General features: G+C 69.3%; 13 protein-coding genes, 1 rRNA gene and 1 riboswitch. Of the genes, 2 read left to right on the forward strand and 12 right to left on the reverse strand.

Annotated features, from left to right (window positions below; translation table 11 throughout):
• The first annotated feature begins 28 nt into the window (after positions 1 to 28).
• Positions 29 to 235 (forward strand): DUF5999 family protein, encoded by a 207-nt coding sequence (locus tag ACIRQH_RS18395; protein ID WP_081223229.1) that lies wholly within the window; start codon positions 29 to 31, stop codon positions 233 to 235.
• Between the two features lie 134 nt (positions 236 to 369).
• Here ACIRQH_RS18395 and gcvP read toward each other — a convergent pair whose 3' ends face one another.
• Positions 370 to 3255 carry an aminomethyl-transferring glycine dehydrogenase gene (gcvP, locus tag ACIRQH_RS18400; protein WP_388934827.1) on the reverse strand — a complete coding sequence of 962 codons (2886 nt, stop codon included), beginning with the start codon at positions 3253 to 3255 and terminating at the stop codon, positions 370 to 372.
• 177 nt (positions 3256 to 3432) lie between these two features.
• Positions 3433 to 3528, reverse strand: a riboswitch (glycine riboswitch).
• Between the two features lie 135 nt (positions 3529 to 3663).
• Here gcvP and ACIRQH_RS18405 point away from each other — a divergent pair.
• Positions 3664 to 4035: a PRC-barrel domain-containing protein gene (locus ACIRQH_RS18405; protein ID WP_388874194.1), complete on the forward strand. Its 372-nt coding sequence runs from the start codon at positions 3664 to 3666 to the stop codon at positions 4033 to 4035.
• Here ACIRQH_RS18405 and ACIRQH_RS18410 read toward each other — a convergent pair.
• The 11 genes from ACIRQH_RS18410 to rrf form a co-directional block, all read right to left on the reverse strand.
• The gene (locus ACIRQH_RS18410; RefSeq protein ID WP_388874197.1) at positions 3957 to 5507 is read right to left on the reverse strand and encodes a DNA polymerase IV; all 1551 of its coding nucleotides are present in this window, start codon (positions 5505 to 5507) and stop codon (positions 3957 to 3959) included. The genes ACIRQH_RS18405 and ACIRQH_RS18410 overlap by 79 nt on opposite strands.
• Positions 5508 to 5581: 74 nt before the next feature.
• A complete protein-coding gene (locus ACIRQH_RS18415; protein WP_404226577.1) occupies positions 5582 to 6217 on the reverse strand; it encodes a MerR family transcriptional regulator in 636 nt (211 codons plus the stop codon).
• A gap of 217 nt (positions 6218 to 6434) precedes the next feature.
• Complete coding sequence (locus tag ACIRQH_RS18420) at positions 6435 to 6908, reverse strand: bifunctional nuclease family protein (protein WP_006123076.1); 474 nt, start codon at positions 6906 to 6908, stop codon at positions 6435 to 6437.
• 85 nt (positions 6909 to 6993) lie between these two features.
• Complete coding sequence (locus ACIRQH_RS18425; RefSeq protein WP_358819216.1) at positions 6994 to 7746, reverse strand: MerR family transcriptional regulator; 753 nt, start codon at positions 7744 to 7746, stop codon at positions 6994 to 6996.
• Between the two features lie 41 nt (positions 7747 to 7787).
• Positions 7788 to 8747, reverse strand: coding sequence for an FHA domain-containing protein (locus ACIRQH_RS18430; RefSeq protein WP_358819208.1), 960 nt, complete (start codon positions 8745 to 8747; stop codon positions 7788 to 7790).
• A 60-nt stretch (positions 8748 to 8807) separates the two neighbouring features.
• Complete coding sequence (locus tag ACIRQH_RS18435) at positions 8808 to 9647, reverse strand: DUF881 domain-containing protein (RefSeq protein WP_358819209.1); 840 nt, start codon at positions 9645 to 9647, stop codon at positions 8808 to 8810.
• 5 nt (positions 9648 to 9652) lie between these two features.
• On the reverse strand, positions 9653 to 9985 hold the full coding sequence (locus tag ACIRQH_RS18440) for a small basic family protein (RefSeq protein ID WP_003988855.1): 333 nt from the start codon (positions 9983 to 9985) through the stop codon (positions 9653 to 9655).
• The gene (locus tag ACIRQH_RS18445; RefSeq protein WP_358819210.1) at positions 9982 to 10887 is read right to left on the reverse strand and encodes a DUF881 domain-containing protein; all 906 of its coding nucleotides are present in this window, start codon (positions 10885 to 10887) and stop codon (positions 9982 to 9984) included. The genes ACIRQH_RS18440 and ACIRQH_RS18445 overlap by 4 nt, the downstream gene beginning before the upstream one ends.
• 98 nt (positions 10888 to 10985) lie before the next feature.
• Positions 10986 to 13481: a mannose-1-phosphate guanyltransferase gene (locus ACIRQH_RS18450; RefSeq protein WP_358819211.1), complete on the reverse strand. Its 2496-nt coding sequence runs from the start codon at positions 13479 to 13481 to the stop codon at positions 10986 to 10988.
• A gap of 119 nt (positions 13482 to 13600) precedes the next feature.
• Positions 13601 to 14209, reverse strand: a complete 609-nt coding sequence (locus ACIRQH_RS18455; RefSeq protein ID WP_358819212.1) for a CDP-alcohol phosphatidyltransferase family protein — start codon at positions 14207 to 14209, stop codon at positions 13601 to 13603.
• Positions 14210 to 14373: 164 nt separating this feature from the next.
• Positions 14374 to 14468, reverse strand: a 5S ribosomal RNA gene (rrf, locus tag ACIRQH_RS18460); the annotation flags it as partial.

The raw sequence follows: 14468 nt of genomic DNA on the forward strand, positions 1-14468 counted from the left end.
CCTCTCGACCCAGCGAAAGATCCCATCCATGTGCCAGCACCAGCCACCGTGCCCGTCAGCCGCGTCCGCCGACCGGGAGTCCGCCCGTCTCGTGGCGCATCACCCGGAACAGGGGTGGAGCCTGCTGTGCAACGGCGTTCTCCTCTTCGAGGACACCGGTGAGCTCCTGCCGGACGGCCGGATCATCGCCCCGCACCGCCCGCTGGGCGGCGCCGCGGTGATGACAGCGGCCTGACCCGCACACCCGGGCGGCCCTGACAGGCCGCCCAGACACACGAGGGGCCGGCCCGGAGACGTACTCTCCGAACCGGCCCCGACGCATGTCCACGGGTGGTCACTCCCCGTAGCCGCTCGCGTCCTGCGTGCCGATCAGTCCTCGTAGGCGTCCAGCGGCGGGCAGGAGCAGACGAGGTTGCGGTCGCCGTAGGCCTGGTCGATCCGACGGACCGGCGGCCAGTACTTGTCGGCCTTCGAGACACCGGCCGGGAACACGGCCTCCTCGCGGCTGTACGCGTGCTCCCAGTCGCCACCGAGCGCGGCGGCCGTGTGCGGCGCCCCCCGCAGCGGGTTGTCGTCGACGGCCCACTCGCCGGAGCCGACCTTCTCGATCTCCGCGCGGATCGCGATCATCGCGTCGCAGAACCGGTCGATCTCGCCCAGGTCCTCGGACTCGGTCGGCTCGATCATCAGGGTGCCGGCCACCGGGAACGACATCGTCGGCGCGTGGAAGCCGTAGTCGATCAGGCGCTTGGCGATGTCGTCCACGCTGACGCCGGTCGCCTTGGTCAGCGGACGCAGGTCGATGATGCACTCGTGCGCGACCAGACCGCCGGGGCCGGTGTACAGCACCGGGAAGTGCGGCTCCAGGCGCTTGGCGATGTAGTTGGCGGAGAGCACGGCCACCTGCGTGGCGCGCTTGAGGCCCTCGCCGCCCATCAGCCGGACGTACGACCAGGAGATGGGCAGGATGCCCGCGGAGCCCCAGGGCGCGGCGGAGATCGGACCGACGCCCGTCTCGGGACCGGCCGCGGGCTGCAGCGGGTGGTTCGGCAGGTACGGGGCCAGGTGCGCGCGCACGCCGACCGGGCCCACGCCGGGACCGCCGCCGCCGTGCGGGATGCAGAACGTCTTGTGCAGGTTGAGGTGCGAGACGTCGCCGCCGAAGTGGCCCGGCTTGGCGAGACCCACCAGGGCGTTGAGGTTGGCGCCGTCGACGTAGACCTGGCCGCCGGCCTCGTGCACCTGGGCGCAGATGTCGGCGACGTGCTCCTCGAACACACCGTGCGTCGAGGGGTACGTGATCATCAGCACCGACAGCTCGTCACGGTACTGCTCGATCTTGGCACGCAGGTCCTCGACGTCGATCTCGCCGTCGTCGGCCGTCTTCACGACGACGACCTTCATGCCCGCCATCACGGCGCTCGCGGCGTTGGTGCCGTGCGCGGAGGAGGGGATGAGGCAGATCGTGCGCCGGTCGTCGCCGTTGGCCCGGTGGTAGCCGCGGACGGCCAGCAGACCGGCCAGCTCGCCCTGCGAACCGGCGTTGGGCTGCAGCGACACCTTGTCGTAGCCGGTGACCTCGGCGAGCTGGTCCTCCAGCTCGTGGATGAGCGTGAGGTAGCCCTGGGCCTGCTCGGCGGGCGCGAAGGGGTGCATCTGCCCGAACTCGGGCCAGGTGACCGGCTCCATCTCCGTGGTCGCGTTGAGCTTCATCGTGCAGGAGCCCAGCGGGATCATCCCGCGGTCGAGCGCGTAGTCGCGGTCGGAGAGCCTGCGCAGGTAACGCAGCATCGCGGTCTCGGAACGGTGCTGGTGGAACACGGGGTGCGCGAGGTACTCGTCGCCGCGCAGCAGGGCGGCGGGCAGGGTGTCCTCCGCGCTCGCGTCCAGCGCCTCGACGTCGCCGTCGACACCGAACGCGCTCCACACGGCCGCGAGCTGCGCGCGCGTGGTCGTCTCGTCGCACGAGATCGACACGTGGTCGGTGTCCACACCGTGGAAGTTGACGCCGAGGTCGCGGGCACGCTCCACAACGGCGGCGGCGCGGCCCGGGACCCGCACGGTGAGCGTGTCGAAGTACGCGCCGTGCACGACCTCGACACCGCCGGCGGTGAGCCCGGCGGCCAGCACCGTGGCGTAACGGTGGGTGCGCCGCGCGATGGTCCGCAGGCCGTCGGGGCCGTGGTAGACGGCGTACATGCCGGCCATCACGGCGAGGAGCACCTGGGCCGTGCAGATGTTGCTCGTCGCCTTCTCGCGACGGATGTGCTGCTCACGCGTCTGCAGGGCGAGGCGGTACGCCTTGTGCCCGTCGGCGTCCACGGACACACCGACCAGACGACCGGGCAGGCTGCGGGCGAACTTCTCGCGCACCGCCATGTAGCCGGCGTGCGGTCCGCCGAAGCCCATCGGGACACCGAAGCGCTGCGTCGTGCCGACGGCGATGTCCGCGTCGAGCTCACCGGGCGAGGTGAGCAGCGTGAGGGCGAGCAGATCGGCCGCGACGGTGACGACCGCACCCAGCGCGTGCGCCTGCTCGATCAGCGGCTTGATGTCGCGTACGGCACCGGAGGCGCCCGGGTACTGGACCAGCACGCCGTTGATCTCGCGCCCGGCCAGGTCGGCCGGGATACCGTCACCGAGGTCGGCGACGACGACCTCGACACCGGCCGGCTCGGCGCGGGTCTCGATGACCGCGATCGTCTGCGGCAGCGCGTCCGCGTCGACCAGGAAGAGGCCCTTCTTGTTCTTGCCCATGCGCCGGGACAGCGCCATCGCCTCGGCGGCGGCGGTGCCCTCGTCGAGCAGCGAGGCGCCCGAGGTCGGCAGACCGGTCAGCTCGGCGACGACGGTCTGGAAGTTCAGCAGGGCCTCGAGCCGGCCCTGCGAGATCTCCGGCTGGTACGGCGTGTACGCCGTGTACCAGGCAGGGTTCTCCATGACGTTGCGCAGGATCACGGGCGGCGTGAACGTGCCGTAGTAACCGAGGCCGATCATCGAGCCGAGCACCTGGTTGCGGTCCGCGAGCGAACGCAGCTCGGCGAGCACCTCGGACTCGGTGCGCGCGGCCGGCAGCTTCAGTGCCTCGGCGTTCTTGATCACGTCCGGCACCGCGGCGGCCGTCAGCTCGTCGAGCGAGCCGTATCCGACCTGCGCGAGCATCTTGGCCCGGGCTTCGGAGTCGGGCCCGATGTGGCGCTGCTCGAAGGGGATTCCCTGTTCGAGCTCGGAGAGCGGAATGCGATGGGCGGTCATGGCGGAGGCCTCCTGGTCTGACGCGACCTTCGAGGGGTACCCCGGCACGGGTACCCCGACGGCCTCCCCCTCTGTCATCTCAACCTGAGAGCTTCACCGGGCCGTCCGCTGACGTCCCGGCTTTCACCGTCGGTGAGGGCGGGGGCCATCGACACCCGCCCTGCTTTCCAGAGTGACCTCGTCCGTGCGGTACGTGAGCCTGAGAGATTCCGGGGAGGATTTGCTCCTTCGGCGCCTCCGGTGAAGTCTGGAGGACTCTCCCGCACGGGATCAGCAGCCGTTGGCCAGCGTACCAGCGGGGACAAGACACCTGCCTTCGAGTGGCCGCCCGCCCGAATGTGCTCTTTTGTAGTGCTTACGGATGTACTGCTTACGGATGAGTTTGCGACCACGACACGTGGAGGGACCGTGCAGACCGACATCGATCCGCGCAACCTGATCGGCCGCAAGGCGTTCGACCGCAAGGGCACCAAGATCGGCACCATCGACGAGGTCTACCTCGACGACGCGACCGGGGTCCCGGAATGGGCGGCCATACGCACCGGTCTGTTCAGCAGGGACGCGTTCGTGCCCCTGGAACCCAGTGAGGTCGTCGAGGGGACCCTGCGCATTCCCTTCGACCGGGCCCTGATCAAGGACGCCCCCGACTTCGGCGTCGGCCGGCACCTCTCCCCCGAGCAGGAGCTCCAGCTCTACCACCACTACGGACTCGACGTGGCGTCCCCTCCGCCTCCGCCGGACCGTGACTTCGGCCGGCTCGCGGGATCCGAGGACACCTGATCCCCGGCGCCCGGGACCACCCGGGCCGTCGGGCCGGACTCGGGCGCCCCGCCCTCTGACGCCCCCGGCTCCACGTCCGCCGGTGTCCGCCCGGGCTCCTCGGGTCTCCGCTCCACCAGGGGGAGCGGATCCGCCGGCTCCAGTCGCGGATCGTCCGTCCGGAAGGTCCGCACCCGGCCCGGCTCCGAGTACGGCGTCTCGAACCGCACCGTGACCCGGCCCAGACCGCTTCCCTGCACCCATCCGTAACCGAACTCGGCATGCCGGACGTCGTGCCCCGCGGACCACCTCCGCTCCGCGGGCGGTTCCTTCCCGGCCGCGGGACCCGTGTCCGGCTCAGCCTGGGCATGCTCCTCCGCCGACGGCTCCGCCGCTGCCGCGGCCTCGGCGTGCGCCTGCGCCTGTGCCTGCGCGAACAGGTCCTCCTGCGTGTAGTCGGCGAGCCCGGAGACACCGACCCCGAGCAGCCGCACGCCCCCGGTCGTGTCCACGCCCTCCAGGAGCCGCGCGGCGGCCTCCTGGACGACCCCGGGGTCGTCCGTGGGCCCCCGCAGCGTCTCGGACCGGGTCAGCGTCGAGAAGTCGTACCGGCGCACCTTCAGCACGATGGTCCGCCCCGACAGCCCGGCCCCGCGCAGCCGCCGCACGCAACGGTCCGCGAGCCTCTGCACCTCCAGGCCGACGCGGACCCGGTCGTGGATGTCCACGTCGTACGTGTCCTCGACCGAGACCGACTTGGCCTCCCGGTCGGACACCACAGGCCGGTCGTCGCGCGCGAGCGCCATCGCGAACAGCGCGTGCCCGTGGGCCTTCCCCAGCAGCCGTACGAGCTCGTCCTCGCCCGCCTCGGCGATCTCCTCGACCGTGGTGATCCCGGCCCGCCGCAGATGGTCCCCGGTCGCGGGCCCGACACCCGGCAGCGTCCGCACGGACATCGGCCCCAGCAGCTCACGCTCGGTGCCCGGATCGATCACCACCAGACCGTCCGGCTTCGCCTGCTCAGAGGCGATCTTCGCCAGCATCTTGGAGGCGGCGAGCCCCACCGATCCCGTGAGCCCCGTGACCGCTCTGATGTCCGCCCGCAGCTTCGCCCCCGCCAGCCGCGCCGAGCGCTCGTCCCAGGCCGTTCCGCCCGCCTCCAGGTCCACGAACGCCTCGTCCAGACTCAGCGGCTCCACCAGCGGTGACAGGGCCCGCAACAGACCCATCACCTGCTCGCTGACCTCGCGGTAGAGCCCGAAGCGCGGCACCAGATACGCGGCGTTCGGTGCGCGGCGGCGGGCCTGGGCCATCGGCATCGCCGAGTTCACCCCGAAGACCCGGGCCTCGTACGAAGCGGTGGAGACGACTCCGCGCGGCCCGAGGCCGCCCACGACCACGGCCTTCCCGCGCAGACTCGGCTTGGACGCCTGCTCCGCCGAGGCGAAGAAGGCATCCATGTCGAGATGCAGGATCGTGGGCGCGGTTCTCACATGTCCGATGCTGCCCTACGCCACTGACAATGCCCCGGCAACGCCGGGGCATCACGTCATCGGAAGCGCTCCGGTCACACAGCCCGGTTGCGCCGGCGGGCCAGCTCGTCGGCGGGATTGTGGGCGAGGAGCGTCTCCCCGGTGTCCACGCGCTCTCCGTGGAGCTGCGACAGGGCGCTCTCGACGTCCCGCCACACCACGCCGACAGCGATGCCGAAGATTCCCTGTCCGCCCTGCAGCAGGGCGTGGACCTCGTCGGGAGAGGTGCATTCGTAGACCGTCGCGCCGTCGCTCATCAGCGTCATGCGCTCCAGGTCCTGGAAACCACGCTCTCTGAGGTGCTGGACCGTGGTGCGGATGTTCTGCAGCGACACCCCGGTGTCCAGGAATCGCTTGACGATCTTCAGAACCACCACGTCACGGAAACTGTAGAGCCGCTGCGTCCCCGACCCGTAGGCCGGTCGCACACTGGGCTCGACCAGACCGGTCCGCGCCCAGTAGTCCAGCTGCCGGTAGGTGATACCCGCGGCGGCACACGCCGTGGGTCCCCGGTAGCCGACCTCTTCGGGAACAGCCCCTCCCTCGTCGGACACTGCCGTCGGCCGCCGCGGAACGTGATCGGCCGCGCTGCCATGAAGCGGGTACGGGCCGCTCTCCCCCAGACCGCGTCCGGGGGCACCCCCAGCCGTACCGTCGCCGCTGCTTCTCACGCCGACCTCCGTCCTTGACCTGCCTTCTCGACGGTAGGCAGTCACCAGGGGCGCGTCAACGATCGCCACACTCGGCACGCCGAGTGATAATCACCCAAGGAGTGGTTTGCCGTGTCCTACCGCGGGGAAAGGCTAGCCGAATGCGCTCGGCGCGGGCCGCGGCACACCACACTCGCCACGGGCAAATGCCGACGAACCGACTCCCGCGCCGCCGGCCTCACTGACTGTTGGTGCCGAAGTCCTCGGGCGAGATCTGGTCGAGGAACTCGCGGAACTTCTCCACCTCGTCCTCCTGCTCGTCCGGGATCGCGATACCCGCGTCGTCCAGCACCCCGTCACTGCCGTAGATCGGCGTTCCGGTGCGCAGGGCGAGCGCTATGGCGTCAGAGGGACGCGCGCTGACCTCGACCCCGCTCGCGAAGACGAGCTCGGCGTAGAACACACCCTCACGGAGGTCCGTGATCCGTACTTCGGTGAGCTCCTGGCCGACCGCCTCCAGCACGTCCTTGAACAGGTCGTGGGTCAGCGGTCGTGCGGGGGCCATGCCCTGCTGGGCGAAGGCGATCGCCGTCGCCTCCCCCGGTCCGATCCAGATGGGGAGGTAGCGGTCGCCTCCCACTTCACGCAGAAGCACGATCGGTTGGTTGGAGGGCATTTCCACCCGGACACCTACGACATCGAGCTCGTTCACACAGCAACCCTAGGCCGTGCTCGGGACGTTTGGGTAGTCGGGCACAGAACGGGTGGCCGATCCACCGGCGGCGACGGTGCCCCGATCAGCGAAGTCGCACGCCCAGGGCGGTCTGCACGAGCGCCGCGTGCAGCTTCACGGTGAGCCCCGCCAGCTCCTTCGCACGGGCCTCCGCGTGCGCCCGCGTCTGCGGGTTGCGGTGGCGCCGCAGCGGGGCAACCACCTGGTCCACGAGGCCCGCGTCGCGCTCCGCCGCCGCCTTCATCGCCCGGAGGTGGCGCGGTTCGATCCCGAACCGGCCCAGCTCCACGACGAGCGCCGCGACGGTCACCGCCTCGGCGTCGTACACACCGTCCGGCAAGGGGCCGATCAGGCCGTACGACTCCCACTCCTCGAGTTCCTGCTCACCGATCTCCGCGGCGGCCAGCAGCTCCGCGCGGCCCACCCGAGCCGCTGTCGGCCCCTCGGGCCCGCCGTAGAGCTCTCCGAGGGGTTCTCCGTCACCGGAGTCGCGCTGGCGGCCCACAGCGGGCAGACGCACCTGCTCACCGCGCTCCAGCGCGTCCAGATGCTCGCGGATCACCTTGAGCGGGAGGTAGTGGTCACGCTGCATCCTCAGGACGTGACCGAGGCGCGCGACGTCGTTCGCACTGAACTTGCGATACCCCGACGGGGTCCGCCGCGGCTCGACGAGTCCCTCCGACTCCAGAAATCTGATCTTGGAGATGGTTACTTCGGGAAACTCGTCGCGCAGCTGGCTCAGCACCGCGCCGATGCTCATCAGACCACTGTCCGCGGCGGTGCCGCTGCCGGCACCGCCGCTCGGTGTTTGAAGCATGGACATCCCTCGGTGTCCCCCCGGACGGAGTTGGGGGAGGGTCAGACGCCCCGCTGGCTCGCGTAGAACACCAGCCGGTACTTGCCGATCTGCACCTCGTCACCGTTCGACAGGGCGACCTGGTCGATCCGCTCCCGGTTGACGTACGTCCCGTTCAGGCTGCCGACGTCGGCGACGGTGAACGAACCGTCCGCCACGCGACGGAACTCCACATGACGGCGCGACACGGTCACGTCGTCGAGGAAGATGTCGCTCTGCGGATGACGCCCGGCCGTGGTCAGGTCACCGTCCAGCAGGAAGCGGCTGCCCGAGTTCGGCCCGCGGCGCACGACGAGGAGCGCCGAGCCGAGCGGCAGCGCGTCGACCGCCGCCTGCGCCTCAGGGGAGAGCATCGGCGAGGGCGTCTGGCCCGTCACCTCGGCGTCGTAGGCCTCGATCCCGGAGATCGAGATCGTGGACGTCGTCTCGGAGGGGCGCTCCGCGCCGCCCCGCAGCGGGGCACCACAGTTGGAGCAGAACCGGCTGTTCTCCGCGTTCCGGTTCCCGCACCTCGTACACACCAGGGCCGACATGGACGGATCCTCCTGCCGCGGCTGCCCACCAGGGGCTTGGGACGCATACGGATCGGAGGTAAACCCTCCACCCGAGCTTGAGGCTGACGGTTCCCCGAAACCTATGCGGCCCGACTGGGCAGGGTCAACAGACGGCGCGCCGGGACCACCGGCACCGCCGACCTGGTCACGGAACAGCGGGCGGTCGCCGCTCTGGGCCTCCGCCCCGTCTCCCTGGCGCGGTGCACGGTGACGGGCGGTCGCGTTGTCACCACTGCCCTCTCGCGTGCTCTTGCCGAACAACTTCGCAAACAACTTCACGGGCGATTCCCCTTGACCGAAACAGACCCGCCCGTGGGGCAGGACGAACACTGATTGAACACACCGGTCGACCCGGACATCCTCACAACGTCCGTATCCACCAGACAGTTTCCACCACGCACCACCCATTCGGTGCGCCGACCCCCCGCAACCTCATGCCCTCGCCCGGCGGACCTCATGCGACCCACCTCACGGGGAGGACGACCGAGCGTAGTCAGGCCGCTCCGCCGGTCGCAAGGCGTCCACGACGATCTTCGTCGAACGCTCCACCGTGACGGTGGCCTGCTCCTTCTCGAGCGTCTGCACCACACCCCCCGGAATGTTCAGCGCCGGCTCCAGGTCCTGCGGCTTGCCGATGACCTTGAAACGATACGGCTGGGTGATCTTGTTCCCGTCGACCTTCACCCCGCCTCCGGAGTCGGCCAGATAGGTACCGGCGACGACACGCACTCCGTTCACCTGGATCGCCTCCGCGCCCGCGGCGCGCAGCTCCTGGATCGCGTCGAGCAGCATGTCCGCCTTGACCGTCCCCTTCGTGTCGTCGATCGTCAGCGTGATGCCGGGACCCTGGGCGGCCACGGTGCCCGCGAGGATGCCGAGTTGCTTCTCCTTCTCGACCGTCTGCTTGCGAGCCTCCTCGGCCTGGTCCGAGCTGCTCTCCAGTTCGGTGCGCTGGTCCTCGAGTCCCTGCTTCTCGTCTTCAAGACGCTGAGTGCGGTTGTCGAGTTCATCGAGGATGCGTACGAGATCCTCCTGGCGGGCTCCGCGCAGGGCGCTGTCTCCGTCACTGTTGGACGCCACCTGGACGGCCAGGCCGAAGCCGAGGCCGAACAGCAGCACGGCGACGATGAGTTGGGCGCGTGAGACGCGCGGAGGCCACAGCCCGTCGGCCAGCCGCCGGCGACCTGCGGACGACGGCCGGGCGCCCGGCTCCGGCTGTGCGGGGCCCGGGGCCTCCGCGGCGGCGGGGACCTCTTCCGGCAGCTCTCTGCGCAGCGGGTTCTCGGGGGTCTCGTCTTCGTTGCTCATCGGCCTCACGCCCGGAACACGTGCCGGCGGATCGCGGCGGCGTTGGAGAAGATGCGGATACCGAGGACGACGACGACACCCGTGGAGAGCTGGGCGCCCACGCCCAACTTGTCGCCCAGGAAGACGATCAGCGCGGCGACGACCACGTTCGACAGGAACGAGACCACGAAGACCTTGTCGTCGAAGATGCCGTCGAGCATCGCGCGCAGGCCGCCGAACACGGCGTCGAGCGCCGCGACGACGGCGATCGGAAGGTACGGCTCGACAACCGCCGGAACCTCGGGCCGGACCAACAATCCAGCCACGACTCCCACGACGAGGCCCAGTACGGCGATCACGATGTGCCCTTCTCTGTGCTCGGCTCTGCTGTACGTACGATCACACTCGGTGCCGCGGACAACCGGACGTCGTCCTCGGCGGAAATGCTGGTCCGGATGCCGTAGTTCTCCTGCAGGGCGTGCAGGTACAGCCCGTCGGCGCTGTCCTGGAACCTGGTGCTGAGTCGCTGGCCGTCCCCCACCGCGAGCACCGTGTACGGCGGTACCAGCGGCTTGTTGTCGACCAGTATCGCGTCACCTGCGGCCCGGATGGCCGACAGGGCGGTCAGCCGTTGCCCGTTGACGGAGACGGCCTCCGCGCCCGACTCCCAGAGCCCGTTGACCACGCGTTGCATGTCACGGTCCCGCACGCGTCCGGTGTCGGAGAACCCCGACGTCTCCCGCGGGTTGGTCCCGTCGCCGCCGGTGCTGGCTTCCTTGGCGTCGTTCACGACGAGCTTCACGCCCGGGCCGTGCACATCGGTGGCACCCGACAGGATGCTGACCAGGTCGGCCTGCTCGCCGCCGGTCTTCTTCAGGGCTTCGCGCTGGCGTGCGCTCACGTCGGAACGCAGCGTGTCGACGTTCTTCTCCAGCTTGTCCGCGGCCGAGGACTCACGCTCGATGCGGTCGATGAGTTCCTGGCGCTCCTTGGCGACGACCGGGGCCGCTATCCGCGCGTTCGCGGCTCCCACGGTGACCACCAGCGCGGCGAGCACCAGGCCCGCCGCCAGTCCGAGCTTCGCTCGCAGCGTCTTCGGCAGACCACCCTCGCCCTCGGCCTGCTTGCGGGCGGCCGCCTCGGCGTATCCGTCGTCGAGGCTGTGATCCATGACATTGGTGAGCAGCGACATGGAGGCGTCCGGGCGCGAGGGGCGCGGAGCGCTGCTCCGAACGGGGGGCTGCTGCGGCATGCCGCACATCGTCGCACGTCGCGGGTGCTACCTCCGAATGGCCCCACCGGCGTGCCGGACAGGCCCCCTTGGGGGCACTTGTCCGACACGCGCGGGTGAAGGATGTTTCAGCGCCCGGCGCTGTCCACCACGGCCGCCCACTCGTCGAGGAGAGCCTCGGCGGAGGTGTCGTCCGGGCCCTCGGCCCACAGGTGCGTGACCGCCTCGGCGGGGTCGGGCAGCACCATGACCCAGCGTCCGTCGGCCTCGACGACCCGTACGCCGTCCGTCGTGTCCACGGAGCGGTCGCCCGCCTCCTCCACGACCCGGCGCATGACCAGGCCCTTGACGGCCCACGGTGTCGCGAGGTCCCGCTTGAGGACGTGCGCCCGCGGAATCCGCGCGTCGATCTGGCTGAGCGTGAGCTGGGTCCGCGCCACGAGACCGATGAGCCGTACGAACGCGGCCGCACCGTCGAAGACGCCGCTGAACTCGGGAATGATGAACCCACCGCGCCCGTCGCCACCGAAGATCGTGGCTTCCTCACGGCCCACCCGGGTCAGGTCGTCGGGGGACGTCGTCGTCCACTCCACCTGGGTGCCGTGGTACGCCGCCACCTGCTCGGCGATCCGTGTGGTCGTCACCGGCAGCGCGACCCGGCCGCTGCGCCGCTCCGCGGCCACCAGGTCGAGCATGACGAGCAGGGCACGGTCGTCCTCGACGATGCGCCCCTTCTCGTCGACGAGCGAGAGCCGCTCACCGACCGGGTCGAAGCGGATGCCGAACGCGGCCCGCGCCGACGCGACGATCTCGCCGAGCCGTACGAGACCGGCCCGCCGCGACTCCGCCGTCTCCGTCGGCCTGGACTCGTCCAGGCCGGGGTTGATGGTGAGCGAGTCGACACCCAGCTTGCCCAACAGGCTCGGCAGCACAAGCCCCGCGCTGCCGTTGGAGGCGTCCACGACCACCTTGAGACCGGACTCGCTGACGCCGGTGGTGTCGACGTTGCGCAGCAGCGATCCGGTGTACGAGTCGAAGACACTCGCCGGGAAGTGCAGGTCCCCGATCTCGCCGGGGAAGGCCCGCCTGTACTCCTGGCGGGAGAACACCCGGTCCAGCTTGCGCTGCCCGCCCTGGGAAAGGTCGGCGCCCTGCTCGTCGAAGAACATGATGTCGACGGAGTCGGGCACGCCGGGCGTCGTCCGGATCATGATTCCGCCCGCACTGCCCCGGGCCGTCTGCTGCCGTGCCACCGGCAGCGGTACGTTCTCCAGGTCGCGTACGTCGATGGCGCTGGTCTGGAGAGCGGAGATGACCGCCCGCTTCAGGGCGCGGGCACCTCTGGAGTGGTCGCGGGCCGTGGTGACCGTGGACCCCTTCTTCAGGGTCGTGGCATAGGCGCCGGCGAGACGCACGGCGAGTTCAGGCGTGATCTCGACGTTGAGGATGCCGGAGACACCGCGGGCGCCGAACAGATTCGCCTGGCTGCGGGACTCCCAGATCACCGAGGTGTTGACGAAGGCGCCGGCCTCGATGGTCTTGAACGGGTAGACACGCACGTTGCCCTGGATGATCGATTCTTCGCCGACGAGGCACTCGTCGCCGATCACCGCGCCGTCCTCGATCCGGGCGGCCCGCATGATGTCGGTGTTCTTGCCGATCACGCAGCCGCGCAGATTGCTCTGCTGCCCGATGTACACGTTGTCGTGCACGACGGCACGGTGCACGAACGCACCGCTCTTGACGACGACATTGGAGCCGATCACCGTGTGCTCGCGGATCTCGGCGTTCGCCTCGACCTTGGCGTAGTCACCGATGTACAGCGGCCCGCGGAGGACGGCGTCGGGGTGCACGTCCGCGCCCTCGGCCACCCACACGCCGGGAGATATCTCGAAGCCGTCGACCTCGACGTCGACCTTGCCCTCGAGGACGTCGGCCTGCGCCTTTACGTAGCTCTCGTGGGTGCCCACGTCCTCCCAGTAGCCCTCGGCGACATAGCCGTAGATCGGCTTGCCTTCCTTCATCAGCTGGGGGAAGACGTCGCCGGACCAGTCGACGGAGACGTCGGCCTCGACGTAGTCGAAGACTTCGGGCTCCATGACGTAGATGCCCGTGTTGACCGTGTCCGAGAAGACCTGGCCCCAGGTCGGCTTCTCCAGGAAGCGTTCGACCTTGCCTTCCTCGTCCACGATGGTGATGCCGAATTCCAGGGGATTGGGGACGCGCGTCAGACAGACGGTGACGAGCGCGCCCTTCTCCTTGTGGAATGCGATGAGTTCGGTGAGGTCGAAGTCGGTGAGAGCATCACCGGAAATGACGAGGAAGGCGTCGTCCTTCAACGCCTCTTCGGCGTTCTTGACGCTCCCGGCAGTACCGAGTGGCTTCTCCTCATTGGCATAGGTCAGCTCCATGCCGAGCTCTTCGCCGTCACCGAAGTAGTTCTTGACCAGCGAGGCCAGGAACTGCACGGTGACGACTGTCTCGTTGAGCCCATGCCTTTTGAGCAGCCTGAGCACGTGCTCCATGATCGGGCGGTTCACCACGGGCAGGAGCGGCTTGGGCATGCTTGAGGTCATAGGGCGAAGGCGTGTGCCTTCGCCGCCGGCCATCACGACGGCCTTCATGTCGGAAGCGTCCTCCTCTAAGAGACGACGGTACAGCCGACTTCACCCGTCCTGATTGTCCCGCAGTTCTCGAGCGGGGGCCATCGGGGCACTGCAGCAGGCGCCCAATCGGGCCGAGCTCAATCGGTCATCGTGTCCGCTCGGACCAGCCGGCGGACCTGCACCACGTAGAGGACTCCTGCCCACCAATAGAGGGTTGTACCCCATCCGGCGAACGCCCATCCGAAAATAGCGCCGACTGACGCGATCCAACCGCTGGCGTCACTGAGCAGCAACAACGGGAAGGCGTACATCAGGTTGAAGGTGGCCGCCTTGCCGAGGAAGTTCACCTGCGGCGGCGGATAGCCGTGCCGCCGGAGGATTCCCACCATGACGAGCAGGACGAGCTCGCGTGCCAGCAGTGCGGCCGTCAGCCAGAGCGGGAGAATCTCGCGCCAGGTGAGACCGACGATCGTCGACAGGATGTACAGCCGGTCGGCCGCGGGGTCCAACAGCCGGCCGAGGCTGCTGATCTGGTTCCAGCGCCGGGCGAGCTTTCCGTCGAGATAGTCGCTGATGCCGCTGAGCATGAGGACGAGCAGGGCCCAGCCGTCGCTCTTGGGGCCACCGAACTCCGGCCTGAGGATCAACCACAGGAAGATGGGGACGCCGACAAGACGCGCCATGCTGAGGATGTTCGGGATGGTGAGGACCCGGTCCGTCTGGACGCGGGTCTCCTGGACCTCCACCCGGGAGCCTCCTGTGGGAAACGAGCCAACGATGCCCCCTGACCTTACCCGCAGGCTCCTTGCACCAGCGCAGAGGGGTCGCGGCGTCAGCGAAAACTCCTTCGGAAAACAAAAAAGCTCCGGCTCTCAGAATCGAAATTCTGAAAGCCGGAGCTCTAATATTAGTTCGGCGGCGTCCTACTCTCCCACAGGGTCCCCCCTGCAGTACCATCGGCGCTGTGAGGCTTAGCTTCCGGGTTCGGAATGTAACCGGGCGTTT

This window comes from Streptomyces sp. NPDC102279, from assembly GCF_044766365.1.
Taxonomy (GTDB): domain Bacteria; phylum Actinomycetota; class Actinomycetes; order Streptomycetales; family Streptomycetaceae; genus Streptomyces.

What these genes read in the sequence shown, in the direction of transcription:
- ACIRQH_RS18425 (WP_358819216.1), bottom strand. Translation starts at nt 7,746, where the DNA reads ATGCTTCAAACACCGAGCGGCGGTGCCGGCAGCGGCACCGCCGCGGAC.
- ACIRQH_RS18395 (WP_081223229.1), top strand. Translation starts at nt 29, where the DNA reads ATGTGCCAGCACCAGCCACCGTGCCCGTCAGCCGCGTCCGCCGACCGG.
- ACIRQH_RS18445 (WP_358819210.1), bottom strand. Translation starts at nt 10,887, where the DNA reads ATGTGCGGCATGCCGCAGCAGCCCCCCGTTCGGAGCAGCGCTCCGCGC.
- ACIRQH_RS18430 (WP_358819208.1), bottom strand. Translation starts at nt 8,747, where the DNA reads ATGGGTGGTGCGTGGTGGAAACTGTCTGGTGGATACGGACGTTGTGAG.
- ACIRQH_RS18450 (WP_358819211.1), bottom strand. Translation starts at nt 13,481, where the DNA reads ATGAAGGCCGTCGTGATGGCCGGCGGCGAAGGCACACGCCTTCGCCCT.
- ACIRQH_RS18435 (WP_358819209.1), bottom strand. Translation starts at nt 9,647, where the DNA reads ATGAGCAACGAAGACGAGACCCCCGAGAACCCGCTGCGCAGAGAGCTG.
- gcvP (WP_388934827.1), bottom strand. Translation starts at nt 3,255, where the DNA reads ATGACCGCCCATCGCATTCCGCTCTCCGAGCTCGAACAGGGAATCCCC.